Below are 14,241 nucleotides of genomic sequence, written 5' to 3'. Positions count from 1 at the left end.
CCAGCCCCCAAACCACTCAGGCTAGGGGCAAAGCTCGAAACCTACAGCCGAAGCGCCCCATCCACCTCAATCATCCGCCCCGACATATAGTCATTCTCAAAAATAAACGCCGCCGCAGACGCGATTTCCTCCGGCTTACCCATACGCTTCAGGGGAATACCAGCGGTCATCTTCTCAAGAGCTTCCGGCTTCATGGAGGCCGTCATTTCGGTTTCGATGAACCCCGGCGCAATACCCATACAACGAATACCATAACGAGCAAGCTCCTTGGCCCACACCGGAACCAGAGCTGAAACACCCGCCTTGGCAGCGGAGTAGTTACTCTGGCCCATATTTCCAGCGCGGGAAATCGAAGCAATGTTAATGATCACACCCTGATCGCCATTCTTGATCATCTGCGTAGACGCCTCGCGGCCGCACAGGAAAACTCCCGTCAGGTTCACATCGATCACCGACTGCCACTGCGCCAGCTCCATACGCCTCTCAACCTGGCCGTCCTTCACCTTCACCATCAGCCCATCCCGAAGGATGCCGGCGTTGTTAATCAACCCGTTAAGCTGACCAAAATCCGTCACGATGGCCTCAAACGTCCTCTCGACATCGTCTTCCTTGGCAACATTACAGATGTAGGTTTTGGCACCGCCCCCCGCTTTCTTACAGGCGGCTGCAGCCTCTTCCAGCTTTTCCGGCATCAGATCAATCAGCGCCAGGCGCGCGCCTTTGGCTGCAAGATACTCGGCCATGGCTCGGCCCAAACCCTGGCCTCCGCCAGTAATTGCAATCACGGAATCTTGAAGTTTCATGTTTTGCCCTAAGGTTAAGCATTAGCGGAAGCGGCGAGTATATCAGAGGTTTTTACGGTCGCAGCAACCAGACCAACGCTCATCCACGGAGGCTCCCTTGGGCATTTTTCTGTTTTTATTCATTGTCATGCCCATCGTCGAAATGACGATACTGATCAAAGTCGGCACCATGATTGGTGCCTTGAATACCATTGGCCTCGTCTTCTTGACAGCCATCATTGGTGCTGCGCTGCTGAGGCAGCAAGGGCTCGCCACCTTGTTGAAAGCCAATCAGAGGCTCAACAGTGGTGAGTTGCCGGCGAAGGAAGTGGCGGAAGGCTTGATTCTGGCGGTGGGCGGCGCCCTGCTGCTGACTCCGGGATTCGTTACCGACACCATTGGTTTCCTCTGCCTGATTCCGGGCACCCGCCACTGGTTCGCCGCCCAGGCCCTGAAGAGGATGGTGGTGGCCGGTCAATCCGGCAGTTTCACATTTACCGCAGGCCAGCAGGGACCTTTTGGTGGCCGAGAAGGACCGTTCGGGCGTCAGAATCCTTTCGACAGGAACGATGACATTATTGAAGGCGAATACCGCGACGAAACCGAGCGAGACTACGATCGCCTGGACCGGAATGCCGGTGGCGAAGAGGATAGTGGTCAGGAAGGCGGTCGTCCGAAAAAAAACTGAAAAATTTTTTTGGCCAAGTGTTGAAAACGCACCGGCCACCCCCCACATAGGATTCACAAGTTCGCTGCGGGCTAATAACCGCTGTAAAACAGTTGGTTAAAGGCTCCGGCTTTTAACGCAACCATCATTGCCAAACCTAACCTGACATTGGAGATATCGAGCAATGAAAATTCGTCCGCTACACGATCGTGTTGTCGTGCGCCGTAAGGAAGAAGAAGAGAAAACAGCTGGTGGTATCGTGCTGCCGGGTAATGCCAAAGAGAAGCCGTCCCAGGGCGAAGTTATCGCCGTAGGCAATGGCCGTATTCTCGACAATGGCGAAACCCGTGCGCTGGCGGTAAAGGTGGGTGACACCGTGGTCTTTGGCCAGTATGCCGGTAACACCGTTAAGGTTGACGGCGAAGACCTGCTCATCATGAGCGAAAACGACATTTTCGGCGTTCTCGAGTAAACGCTCGGTTACGCAGCAATCCGATTGAACGATTGAATTGGGTTTAACGAACAGGAATAAATGACATGGCAGCAAAAGACGTTAGATTCGGTGACAGCGCCCGTAAACGTATGGTTCAGGGTGTCAACATCCTCGCGGACGCGGTTAAGGTAACTTTGGGCCCGAAAGGCCGCAACGTAGTTCTGGACAAGTCCTTCGGCGCACCGACCGTCACCAAGGACGGCGTATCCGTCGCCAAGGAAATCGAGCTGAAAGACAAGTTCGAGAACATGGGCGCACAGATGGTCAAGGAAGTGGCTTCCCAGACCAACGACACGGCTGGTGACGGCACCACCACTGCGACTGTTCTGGCGCAGGCGATTGTCCGTGAAGGTATCAAGGCGGTGACCGCTGGTATGAATCCGATGGATCTCAAGCGTGGCATCGACAAGGCGACCACCGTTGCCGTCCAGGCCATTCGCGATCTGTCCAAGCCTTGCGACGATAGCCGCAATATTGCCCAGGTCGGCACTATCTCTGCCAACGGCGACGATACTATCGGTCAGCTGATCGCAGACGCGATGGAGAAGGTTGGCAAGGAAGGCGTTATCACCGTTGAGGAAGGTCGTGGCCTGGAAGACGAGCTGGACGTCGTTGAAGGCATGCAGTTTGACCGTGGCTTCCTGTCCCCGTACTTCATCAACAACCAGGAAAACATGTCCACGGAACTGGATGACCCGTACATCCTGTTGGTTGACAAGAAGATCTCCAACATTCGTGAGCTTCTGCCGGTTCTGGAATCTGTGGCCAAGGCTGGTAAGCCTTTGCAGATCATTGCCGAAGACATCGAAGGTGAAGCGCTGGCGACTCTGGTCGTGAACAACATGCGCGGCATTGTGAAAGTAAATGCTGTGAAGGCGCCCGGCTTCGGCGACCGTCGCAAGGAAATGCTGCAGGACATTGCTATCCTGACCGGCGGCACTGTTATTTCTGAAGAAGTTGGTCTGTCTCTGGAAAACACCACGATTGATGATCTGGGCACTGCCAAGCGTGTCAACGTCACCAAGGAAAACACCACCATTATCGGCGGTGCTGGTGCCCAGGGTGATATCGAAGCCCGCGTTGATCAGATCCGCAAGCAGATTGAAGACAGCTCTTCCGACTACGACAAGGAAAAGCTCCAGGAGCGCGTGGCCAAGCTGGCTGGCGGTGTTGCCGTCATCAAGGTTGGTGCCGGTTCTGAAGTGGAAATGAAAGAGAAGAAGGCACGCGTTGAAGACGCTCTGCACTCCACCCGCGCTGCGGTTGAAGAGGGTATTGTGCCAGGCGGTGGTGTAACCCTGATCCGTGCCATTGCGGCACTGGACAAGGTGGATGCCATCAACGAAGAGCAGAAGGCTGGTGTAAACATCCTGCGCCGTGCCATGGAAGCTCCGCTGCGCCAGATCGTGACCAATGCCGGTGGCGAAGCCTCGGTTGTTGTGAACAAGATCCGTGACGGCGAAGGCTCCTTCGGCTATAACGCCTCCACTGAAGAATACGGTGACATGCTGGAAATGGGTATCCTTGACCCAGCCAAAGTGACCCGTTCCGCGCTGCAGGCAGCTGCTTCCGTCGCTTCCCTGATCATCACCACCGAGGCGATGATTGCGGATGAACCGGAAGAAGAAGGTGCCGGCGGCGGTATGCCGGACATGGGTGGCATGGGCGGAATGGGAGGAATGGGCGGCATGATGTAATGCCGGCCTGACCCGGACCAATTCTCAGTTTTTGAGAAATGGCCCCATAAACCCGAAAAACCCCGCGTTGGTTCACACCGATGCGGGGTTTTTTGTTTTTTTGTCATGAACTTGCGAAATGGCTTTGCTAGACTCGGCAACCGGCCATTCATCTTTGTGACACTGTATGAGCGAAACCCCTGCAAAAGCCTTTCTCAGACCCGGCAAGGTGTTCCTGCTGACCTTGGCTGGTGTGCTGATTTATCTGGTGGCACTGGTGGTTCTCGTACCGGCCGGATGGCTTTGGCATCAGGCGTCTGGCTATGTTGCGCTTCCGCCGGAAGTTCAGGTCAGTCAGGTGTCTGGTAGGGTCTGGTCGGGCACTGCCGGCGTGGTGGTTGCCGGTTATCCTGTGAGGCTTGAGTGGCGGCTGGGCATGCCGTCCGTTTCTGGATTATCGTTACCCGTCGGCTTTTCACTGTCGTCGTCACAGTCTTCTGTGGATGGCAATGTTAGTCTCGGTTGGCAGGGGGCAGGTACCCTGAGCGCCAGTGGCCATCTGGCGGTCGCTGAGTTTGAGGACCTGATCCGGCGCAGCGGTGGGGCCGTCATTGAAGGTGACGTCACCGTTGATCGATTGGCGTTGTCCTGGCAGGACAACCGCGTAACCCAGGCCGACGGTGTTGGCCGCTGGGCAGGAGGGCAGGTTACCTGGCCAATGGGGAACAACATTGGCCAGGCAGAATTCCCGCCCATGCTGGCGACGATGGATAGTACGTCTGATGGCGTTGCGCTGGTCATCTCTGAACAGGGCGGTAATGGCCCGGCTGCGGATGCCGAGATTCGCTGGAACGGTATGATGGAGTTGCGAGTCTATAAACGCATGATTGACCTGGCCGACCAGCCCTGGCCAGACTCTGCAAGCCCCGGCGATGTCGTGTTCAGGGTTAAGCAGCCTTTGATTCCGGGAGGCGCACTGTGACGACAATGGCGGCTGTTATCGGTAGCCGGCGACTGCCCCGGTTGCTGGCCAATTTGTTACTGGCGGGCCTCGTGGTTTATGTTGCCCTGGTACTGGCACAGACAACCTGGCTCATCGCCTGGGATGATCGCCCGATAGCCATGGCACCCACCGCTGGCAGCAACGCGAGTGTTTCAGGTGGCGGCCGATTACAGCCACTGGCGGCCCATCAGGTGTTTGGCAGGGCGGAAGAACAAACCCGTGTTGCAGACGTGGTGCGCCAGTCGGCACCGGAAACCAGGCTCAACCTCAGGCTTGAAGGTGTGCTGGTGGCAGAGCGCCCGGAGGACTCCGGTGCTATAGTTGCGGGAAGCAACGGAGTAACAGAGCACTATCGTGTGGGTGAGATCTTGCCCGGTAACGCCGAACTGGCAGAAGTGGAGCCGGGCCGGGTGTTGATTCGCAGGAATGGGCAGTACGAAACCCTGACGTTTGAAGAACAACTTTCCACAGGCCTGGTTGAGGGGGTGGAAGACGAGTTGGTGGAACCGGCGTCCTCGCCAGAGCAGTTCCTGAGTGAGGCTCGGGAACAGCTTGATTCCCAGGGAGTTGCGGCGCTTGCACCATACGGGCTCAGCCCGACCGGGGAGGGAGGCACTTCCGGTTATGTGTACGATGGTTCCAATGCCATGCTCAATGCGGTCAACCTCCGGGCCGGCGATGTCATCACTGCCGTTAATGGGCAACGCCTGGGTGACCTTGAGCAGGATATGATGCTATTTGAGAATTGGCGGTCTGAGCCGCAACTGGAAATAGAAATTGAACGGGACGGATCCATTCTGACCGTAAGCTATGCCATACCTGAACAGTGGCGATGAACGGATTTAACGATACAGGACAATAACGCCAGATGCTTAACCACAGATCCAAACTATTCCGGGCTTTTATTCTGGCCCTGCTGATGCCTCTGATGTCCGTTGCTTACGGGCAGGAAGCGGAAACCTGGCGATTGAACCTCAAGGACGCTGACATTCGCGCCTTTGTGACCCAGGTGGCGGATATCACCGGCTACAGCTTTGTAGTGGATCCACGGGTGAAGGGTAAGGTGACTGTCCTGTCCAGTGCTCCCATGAACAAGGACGAGATCTACGATCTGTTCCTGGCCGTGCTGCAGGTTCATGGCTTCACCGCGATTCCCGGTGAGGAAGTGATCAAGGTGGTTCAGCAAGTGGACGCCAAACAATCCGCCGAGTCGCTGGAGCGGTTTACGGAGGTACCCTCAGAGCAGCTTATTACCCGCGTTATCCAGATCGACAATGCCAATGCCCTTGAATTGGTGCCCATCCTGCGGCCGCTCGTGGCCAAGTATGGCCACCTGGCGGGTGTGGCGGCAGCTAATGCGCTGATTGTCAGTGACCACTCTTCCAACATCCAGCGCATCGAGCAGATTGTCAGGGAACTCGACAGTCCGTCCAAATACGAGGTGGAGGTGATCCAGCTCGAGGAGGCCTGGGTGGGCGACATGGTTGAGTTGCTGCAGGAACTGGCCCCGGCGGAGTTGGGTCAGGGTGGTGGCGATAACGCCGCCCGCAAGTACAGCGTAACCGCCGATGAACGCAGCAACCGGCTTATCCTCAGGGGTGATGAAACCTTCCGCGACAAGATGAGGGAGTTGATCAGGAAGCTGGACCAGCCCTCAGCCACCGGCGGTACAACCAAGGTCATTCGCCTCAGCCACGCGGACGCGGAGAATCTTACTGAGATTCTCAAAGGCGTGATGGGTGAGGTGGTCAAGGAGTCCTCCGGGGGTTCCGGTGGTGCAGGTGGTAGTGCCGGAAGCGGACGCAACACCAACTTTTCCGTTTTCGCCGACGAGGGATTGAACGCGCTTGTGGTACGCGGTGAGCCGTCGATGATGCAGGAAGCTGAAATGATCGTTAAGGCTCTGGATGTTCGCCGTGCCCAGGTCATGATTGAGGCGGCCATCGTAGAGATCAGTGACGAACTGGGGCAGGATCTCGGCGTCCAGCTGGCACTGGGTGATGAATCCGGCGAGTCCACGCCAGTTGCCGGTACCAATTTCAATAACGTTGGCCGAAGCCTGGGCGACGTATTGGGTGCGATCCTTTCGGATTCGGTGATTGCGCCTGCCACCGGCGGTATTACCATTGGCGCCGGCCAGCGGAATGAGAACGGCGTGTCCTGGGGCGTACTGCTGCAGGCCCTGTCGACCTCGGCGGCGGCGAATCTGCTGTCGACTCCCAGCATCATCACCCTGGATAACCAGGAATCCGAAATCATCGTTGGCCAGAACGTACCCTTCCGTACCGGTCAGTCCACTGTCACGGGTGACGGTACAACCAACCCATTTACAACGATCGAGCGCCGCGATATCGGTCTCACCCTGAAGGTAACGCCTACGATCAGCGCCGATGGTCTTGTAAGGCTGGTGGTGGAACAGACCACCGAGAATATCGGTGACAGCGTGGAGTCTGCCTCCGATATCATTACCAACAAGCGGGAAATCAAGACCACGGTTCTGGCGGACGATGGAGAAACCATTGTGCTTGGTGGTTTGACGACCGATGACCTGCAGGTGAACAAGAGCAAGGTGCCCCTACTGGGTGATATCCCGGTGCTGGGTCGTCTGTTTTCCTCTGAATCCGAACGCCGGGTGAAGCGCAACCTCCTGGTGTTCCTGCGCCCGACGATCATGCTGGGTAAGGCCGATGCTATCGCCGCCACGGATGAGAAATTCCAGAGCCTGTGGGAGATCAATCTCGGTGTGCGAAAGAAGCTGGGCCTTCCAGACCCGGAACGGCCACCAACAAAAGACTCCCTGTTCCGTCCCCAGTCTGACTGATCGCCCAAGGGGCTGGATATCACGCTGCCAGTGGCGGCATCGGGCAATCGAGTTGATCCGCCACCAGGCGGATCAACTCGTATTCAGCAGTCCTGATCTCTCCATCCGCAAGCACGCAATGGCCGCAGGCATCGAGAATGGCAGGCTTTAGCAATGGCGATAGGGTGTTCAGCACCAAAAGCGCGTCCCGCAGATGCTTGATGGATACCGTCTCCAGGAGTTCCGTGTGCTGTCCCGCGGCGGTAAAGCCAGCCATCGCCTCATTGAACAGCCTCTGGCTTTCCATGCCCTGTTGAGCACCAGCCCGTGCCATCAGGCTGAACAACACTTGCAACTGGTTGGTTACTGTCCGGTAGCTGCGGTGGCGTACCGGAATCACATGGGCTGAGTCCGCCGCAAGGTGGCGGCGAAGAAAGGTATGCATGGCCAGTTCATAGAGGCTCAGGCGGTTGTCTGCCCTGATCAGTACCTCCGTACACGCCATTAACTGGCTGCGTTCATCCGGGTCGAGCTTTCTCAGGGCTGGCATGGCCAGTTCCAGCGCCGGGAATCGTACTGCCTCGCCCAGTGAGGTAAGGGCGGGCAGCAGTTTGTCCAACAGGTCGGCGTTGGGCGCAAAGAGGGCGTCGGCGGTGACCAGCGCCAGCCGCTTCTGTTGTGATGATTGAGGAAGCTGGTAAATCAGCAGTGCATAGCACAGCTGAATGGCGCCCGCCCGGGTATAGAGCAGGTTGCGAAACGTGGACGGCAGCCGGTTGAGCAAGTCCACGGCGTAGTCTTCGCTGCCTTTGTTGACGGTGCCTACCGTCGTTGAGAGATCTGCCGATGGCTGGGTGTTCAGGGGGGATGTAGACGCGCGAGGGCCGGCAGCGTTGAAGCCGGAAGCCGCTCCTTCAGCCAGCGCAGCACTGGCCGCTGAGCCCCGGTAGCCCACAGACCGGAGGGTGCTTCCCGGTTCGCTATCTCTCAGCCTGCTGCGAAGGCGGGCAAACATACCCGGCTGGATCGCTTCGATACGCTCCTGCACCGGTGGATGGGACGCCAGCAATGCCGCGAATTTCATGCGTGCGCTTTCGCCAAAACACATGTGGTTCATGTCACTGGCATGGCTGGTGGTGTCCAGGTAGCCCCCTTTGAGGCCAATCTTGAACAGTGCGCCGGCAATGCCTTCGGGGTTACGGGTAAACTGTACCGAGGAGGCATCCGCCAGCATTTCCCGTTGCCGTGATACCGCTGACTGGATCAGCCTTCCGAAGAATACGCCCACATAGCCGATCACCAGCAGCGCCAATCCTATCAGTCCGAAAACGGCCTGGCCCCGTCGGTCACGGGATGAGTGGCTGGAAACATGAGAACGATGGAAAGAGGCCCGGAGCAGGAAGGCGCCAATCTGTCCGATCATCAGAATGCCGGCCAGGATGGCGATCAAACGGACGTTCAGGCGCATGTCGCCGTTGAGGATGTGGCTGAACTCGTGGCCAACGACGCCCTGGAGTTCATCACGGGTGAGTTGGGTCAGGGCCCCATGGGTTACCACCATGACCGCCTCGCCGGGCGTATAGCCGGCCACAAAGGCGTTGATGCCGATCTCGTGGTCCATCACGTAAAGATCGGGCACGCTGATACCGCTGGCGATGGACATTTCCTCCACGATGTTGCGAAGCCTGCGCTCATCGGTATCCCTGGTGGCGGGATCAATAGCCCGGGCGCCGACCATCTTTGCAACCCGCTCGCCACCGCCCGACAGGTCCGCCCAACGGATCAGGGAGCCAATACCGATCAAGGCAACGACCGCTATCGCTGTATACAGCCCATGGCGGCTCAGCAGCCAGTCGGTAAACGCCAACCCGGTGTATTCGCTGCGGGTTACCAGATAACCCACCAGGCAAACCAGAAGCGTGATGATCACCATGGCCGCCAGAAACAGCACCACCAGCAAGCCCGTGTTACGACGGGCGCTGGCCTGGCGCTGGAAAAAACCGGGGTGAGCCATGACAACAAGCCTCAGAAGGCGACTTTCGGCGCCTGGCGGGCCTCAGGAGATTCCAGCTCCAGTTGTGAAGATGGTTTAAAGGCAAACAACCCGGCCACGATGTTATTGGGGAATTGTTCACGGAAGATGTTATAGCCCATGACGCCGTCGTTGTAAGCCTGGCGGGCAAAAGAAACCCGGTTCTCTGTGCTTGAAAGCTCTTCCATCAACTGCTGGATAGTGTCGTTGGCTTTCAGCTCAGGATAGTTTTCCGCCACGGCATAAAAGTTGGCGAGTGCTTTGGAGAGCATGTTCTCGGCACTTCCCAGGCGCTGGATTTTGCCTCCATCCGCCGGATCACCCGCTGCGTCCTTCTGAGCACTGACCGCATTATTCCGGGCTTCCATCACCTCTGTGAGGGTATTGCGCTCATGGGAAAGGTAGGCTTTGGCCGATTCCACCAGGTTGGGAATCAGGTCATGGCGGCGCTGGAGTTGGACATCAATCTGGGCAAATCCGTTTTTGAACTGGTTTCTCAGGGATACCAGGCGGTTGTAGATAAATACGATGTAGACAACAACGACTGCGATAACAATCAGGCCGGTCATTGTGGTTCCCATGGGCGGTTCCTTGCGTTCCTGGTGGGGTGACTCAGTGGTCAGACATTATTTTCGACAATCTTGCTGTGAAAGCCAGCAACAAATACCTCGAAATCGTGGGGTTTAAGCGGCTTGCTGAAGTAGTAACCCTGGGCCAGCTTACAGCCACGCTGCGCGAGGTAGTATTCCTGTTCGGCGGTTTCGACACCTTCTGCGACCACGGTGAGATTCAGGCTCTTGCCAAGGTCGATGATGGTGTTGGCGATACGGGTATCTTCCTCATTGACAAGCAGGTCACGGATGAACTGTTTATCAATTTTCAGATGCTGGACCGGCATACGCTTGAGGTACGTCAGGGAAGAGTAGCCGGTACCAAAATCATCCACGGCTATACTGATGCCGGCTTTATGCAGACGTTTCAGCTTTTTTACCGCGTCTTCCAGGTTGGTCATGAAACTGGTCTCGGTGACTTCCAGCTCAAGACGCCCGGCGGGGATATTGTGGCGCTTCAGGGTATCCAGAATCTCGTCCACGATGTTGTTCTGGCGTAGTTGTACCGCCGAAAGGTTGATCGCAATACGCAGAGGCATGCCATCGCTGGCCCAGCGTGCCGCCTGCCAGCAGGCCTGGTCCAGAACCCACTGGCCGATTTCCACGATACTGCCGTTCATCTCAGCCACCGGGATGAAGTCGTCCGGTGGTACGAGACCTTTCTCAGGGTGCTCCCAGCGAATCAGCGCTTCCGCGCCAATGATTCGGTGTGTTTCCAGGTTGATCTGTGGTTGGTAGACCAAGTGGAACTGCTGGCTGTGGAGCGCGATGGAGAGGTCTTTCTCAAGTTGTTTACGTTCACGAATTTCCTGGTCAACGCTGGCAACGTAGAACTGAAAATAATTGTGTCCGCCTTCCTTGGCCAGGGCCATGGTTTGTTCGGCGTTTTGCAGTAACCTGTCGGCTTTGCTCGCGTCTCCGGGGAACAGGGCGATGCCGAGGGTGGCGGTCATGGTAATGGTTTGGTCATCGAAGGTCATTGGGCGGCTTAGCGAGGCCAGTATACGGTCGGCAGTGTCGGCCGCCTGAAATCCGTCCCTCAATCCCTTCTCCACCACAACAAACTGGTCACTGCCCAGTCGAGCAATGGTAAAGCGCGTGCCGCCGAGCTTCTGTGTAAGGCGATCGGCCACGGTTTGCAGAATCATGTCGCCCGTGCGGAAACCGCACTGTTCGTTGATGGACTTGAAGTCGTCGATGCCGCAACAGATCAGTGACAGGATCATGTTGTCCTCACTGGCGTCTGCAATATCGGCCTGGAGCAACTCCATGAACGTATCACGGCTGGGCAGGCCGGTTAGCTGATCGTACCGTGAGAGCCGTGTAACACGATCCTCTGCTTCCCGGTGGCGGGTCTGGCTGTCACCAATTGCAACCAGGAGGTTGTTGGTGGCGTTGACCCAAAGGCCTAATTCATCTTTCTGGTGGCCATGAGGCAGGTGGATCAGGTTGTCGTCAGGATGATCCGGGTTGACCTGCTTGACCGAGCGCACAATTCGTAGCAGCGGACGCGTCAGCAATAGATGGAAAACCACAAACAACGCCATCCCGAGAATGACGGCAATGGCGATGCCGGAGGCGAAGGTGATCGAAGCACGCTCAAGCCACGTTCGGGCAGCCGGGCCCGTGTCATACTTCAGCTCAAGGTAGCCGTAAACAATATCAGCGCCACTGTCCCGGAAAAGCTCTTTGCGATAGTAGCGTTCAGATTCGAAAATCGGGTCTGTAATGCGGCGCGAGGTGTTTTTCTTCAGAGGGCGGTCACGGCTGCCGAGAGGTTCGCCGTCGGGATGGGTAATGCGTGCGATACGTATGGCTTCCTGGGCGAACAGGCCATCGACCACTTGCTGGGCAAGGTCGGCATCGATACTGAAAACCGCCTGGGTTGACGCGTCCTTGACCAGCGCCATAGTTTGACGCGCCTGATCATCGAGAGACTGCGATACTCGTCCGGCATCAAGGATGACCTGTACGGTGCTGACGATAACTCCGCTAATTAACGCCACGGCGAGTACCCATCGCAGCACCCGGTACCCCAGGCGATGTTCTACCTCATAAGAATTATGCATGGAGGCCTGTTTGATTCGTTCCAACTGAATGAGACCCGGTATCGCTCACCTGGGGCAAAGGGGCTCTCGGCTGACATTTTCTTTTTCAAGTATGGTTCAGTTTTTACCTACTGTACCCAGTATCGGCAATTCTTCCAGATAATTCAGGCTACGGGTGTATCAATTTGTAAGATCGTTTGTATCACAGATACGAAAACGCCCGCGAATGTGCGGGCGTTTTGCGTGCAGGTTGTTGCCTGCTAGGTGTCCGAAGCGCTGTTATGCCAGGTTTTCGTTGACGAAATCCCAGTTAACCAGTTTCCAGAATGCTTCCAGATAGTTCGGACGGGAATTGCGATAGTCGATGTAGTAGGCGTGTTCCCAGACGTCGACTGTCAGTACCGGCTTATCGGCGGTTGTCAGTGGTGTTTCGGCATTGCTGGTATTAACGATGGCAACGCTGCCGTCTGCCTTCTTCACCAACCAGGTCCAGCCTGAGCCGAAGTTGTTGGCGGCCTTGTCGTTAAACTCTTTCTTGAAGTCTTCGAAAGAGCCAAAGGCTTTTTCAATCGCGTCCTTGGCCGCTCCTGTAGGCTCGCCACCACCGTTCGGGCTCAGGCAGTGCCAGTAAAAGGTGTGGTTCCAGATTTGGGCAGCGTTGTTGAACAGCGGGCCACTGGCGCTCTTGATGATGTCTTCCAGTGACTTGTTGGCGTTGTCGGTACCTTCGACCAGGCCGTTGAGCTTGGTTACGTAAGTGTTGTGGTGCTTGCCGTAATGGTACTCAAGAGTCTCCTGAGAGATGTGTGGTTCCAGTGCGTTTTTTTCATAGGGCAGTGCGGGAAGTTCAAATGCCATGAGGTCGTTCTCCCTGATTCTCTCTGTTTATGTGTATGTAAGCCATTCTTAAATATAGGGGCGCTTTAAGCTATATCAACCCCTGGTGTGCGTCCTGCCTACTGCTCAGACAGGGTACTTTTAAACTCTGGACAACCGGGTAAAAACTGGGCGCAGTTCTTTACCCGCCAGACCAATTCTTCGTAGCTGTCCGCCAGAACGGTCACATGGCCAAGTTTCCGGCCTGGGCGCTCGCCTTTATTGTAGAGGTGTACATGAGCGTAAGGCAGTTCAAGGATTCGTTCAATGTCGCCATGCTCGGCAATAATATTGATCATGCAACTGACACCGCGAGCGCCGGTGCTTCCCAAAGGGTGGCCACTCACCGCGCGGATGTGGTTCTCGAACTGGCTGGTCATGGCGCCCTCGATGGTCCAGTGGCCAGAGTTGTGGACTCGCGGTGCCATTTCGTTGGCGACCAGACCTTCGGCGGTTTCAAAGAGCTCAAGCGTTAGTACGCCAACGTAATTCAGTTCGTTCAGCAGCGCCTTGATGTAACGTTCTGCGTCTTCCTGAACATGTTTTTCCAGCTTTGGAGCCGGAGCAATGGAATAACGCAGGATGCCTTCGTGATGCGCGTTTTCCGCCATCGGATAGAACGCCAGTTCACCGTCTTCGGCACGAACGGCAATGATGGACACTTCGCGGCGAAACTCGACAAACTTCTCGACGATCAGGCGCGGATGGCCAATAGATTTCCAGGCCTCTGCTGCGTCTTCCGGTGAGCGAAGAACTGCCTGTCCCTTGCCGTCATAACCTTCGGTGTTGGATTTGGCAACCACTGGGCAACCGAGTTCTTCGGCAGCGGCCTGTAGAGATTCTGCGCTGTCTGCTATTTTCCATTCTGGTGTCGGGATACCGAGTTCGCCAAAAAGCGTTTTCTCGGCTTCGCGATTCTGGCAAACCTGCAGTGCTCTTGGGCTGGGATGAACGGGCTTCTCTTTAGCAATCCGCTCCGCTACGTCCACTGGTAAGTGCTCAAATTCATAAGTGACGCGATCTACGCGGGAGATAAAGTCATCCAGATACTGGTTATCCCGGTCAATGATCACTTCACCCAGCCCGGCACTGGGGCTGCCTGACATGTCATAGAAAACAAACGTCTTGGCCAGTGGGTAGCCAGCCAGAGCCAACATCCGGCCAAGCTGACCGGCCCCTAAAACACCAATTCTCATTCGTTGTCTCCTGCCTTTAATTAGTAGGCATCTGCATTAGTTCGGGGAGTGGGTGGG

General features: G+C 56.4%; 12 protein-coding genes. 6 read left to right on the top strand and 6 right to left on the bottom strand.

The features are described 5' to 3' along the window. Nucleotides 1–41: 41 nt before the first annotated feature. Nucleotides 42–803 carry an SDR family oxidoreductase gene (locus MDG893_RS19545; RefSeq protein WP_007155571.1) on the bottom strand — a complete coding sequence of 254 codons (762 nt, stop codon included), beginning with the start codon at nt 801–803 and terminating at the stop codon, nt 42–44. 97 nt (nt 804–900) lie between these two features. On the opposite strand from MDG893_RS19545, the gene MDG893_RS19540 reads away from it, so the two are divergent. The 6 genes from MDG893_RS19540 (at nt 901) to gspD (ending at nt 7,442) form a co-directional block, all read left to right on the top strand. Further along, the gene (locus MDG893_RS19540; RefSeq protein WP_007155570.1) at nt 901–1,470 is read left to right on the top strand and encodes an FxsA family protein; all 570 of its coding nucleotides are present in this window, start codon (nt 901–903) and stop codon (nt 1,468–1,470) included. 163 nt (nt 1,471–1,633) lie between these two features. Next, nucleotides 1,634–1,921 carry a co-chaperone GroES gene (groES, locus tag MDG893_RS19535; protein WP_007155569.1) on the top strand — a complete coding sequence of 96 codons (288 nt, stop codon included), beginning with the start codon at nt 1,634–1,636 and terminating at the stop codon, nt 1,919–1,921. Nucleotides 1,922–1,986: 65 nt separating this feature from the next. Next, the gene (gene groL / locus MDG893_RS19530) at nt 1,987–3,639 is read left to right on the top strand and encodes a chaperonin GroEL (protein WP_007155568.1); all 1,653 of its coding nucleotides are present in this window, start codon (nt 1,987–1,989) and stop codon (nt 3,637–3,639) included. Between the two features lie 166 nt (nt 3,640–3,805). After that, entirely contained in the window at nt 3,806–4,600 is a 795-nt protein-coding gene (gene gspN / locus MDG893_RS19525) for a type II secretion system protein N (RefSeq protein WP_007155567.1), read from the top strand. 5 nt (nt 4,601–4,605) lie between these two features. Then, the gene (locus tag MDG893_RS19520) at nt 4,606–5,457 is read left to right on the top strand and encodes a type II secretion system protein N (protein WP_007155566.1); all 852 of its coding nucleotides are present in this window, start codon (nt 4,606–4,608) and stop codon (nt 5,455–5,457) included. Nucleotides 5,458–5,489: 32 nt separating this feature from the next. Next, nucleotides 5,490–7,442: a type II secretion system secretin GspD gene (gene gspD, locus MDG893_RS19515; protein ID WP_007155565.1), complete on the top strand. Its 1,953-nt coding sequence runs from the start codon at nt 5,490–5,492 to the stop codon at nt 7,440–7,442. Nucleotides 7,443–7,461: 19 nt separating this feature from the next. On the opposite strand, the gene MDG893_RS19510 is transcribed toward gspD, so the two are convergent. From MDG893_RS19510 to MDG893_RS19490, 5 genes are all read right to left on the bottom strand, one after another. Next, complete coding sequence (locus MDG893_RS19510; RefSeq protein WP_007155564.1) at nt 7,462–9,435, bottom strand: M48 family metallopeptidase; 1,974 nt, start codon at nt 9,433–9,435, stop codon at nt 7,462–7,464. An 11-nt stretch (nt 9,436–9,446) separates the two neighbouring features. Then, nucleotides 9,447–10,034 (bottom strand): LemA family protein, encoded by a 588-nt coding sequence (locus MDG893_RS19505; RefSeq protein WP_007155563.1) that lies wholly within the window; start codon nt 10,032–10,034, stop codon nt 9,447–9,449. A 38-nt stretch (nt 10,035–10,072) separates the two neighbouring features. Then, entirely contained in the window at nt 10,073–12,133 is a 2,061-nt protein-coding gene (locus tag MDG893_RS19500; protein ID WP_040474817.1) for a putative bifunctional diguanylate cyclase/phosphodiesterase, read from the bottom strand. Nucleotides 12,134–12,391: 258 nt separating this feature from the next. Then, entirely contained in the window at nt 12,392–12,970 is a 579-nt protein-coding gene (gene sodB, locus MDG893_RS19495; RefSeq protein WP_007155560.1) for a superoxide dismutase [Fe], read from the bottom strand. Between the two features lie 98 nt (nt 12,971–13,068). Then, nucleotides 13,069–14,184 (bottom strand): 5-(carboxyamino)imidazole ribonucleotide synthase, encoded by a 1,116-nt coding sequence (locus MDG893_RS19490; RefSeq protein ID WP_007155559.1) that lies wholly within the window; start codon nt 14,182–14,184, stop codon nt 13,069–13,071. Nucleotides 14,185–14,241: the final 57 nt, after the last annotated feature.

Source organism: Marinobacter algicola DG893, from assembly GCF_000170835.1.
In the GTDB taxonomy this organism is placed as follows: Bacteria; Pseudomonadota; Gammaproteobacteria; order Pseudomonadales; family Oleiphilaceae; genus Marinobacter; species Marinobacter algicola.
Note: the sequence above shows the minus strand (reverse complement) of the source record. Positions and strands in the feature narration are given on the sequence as shown.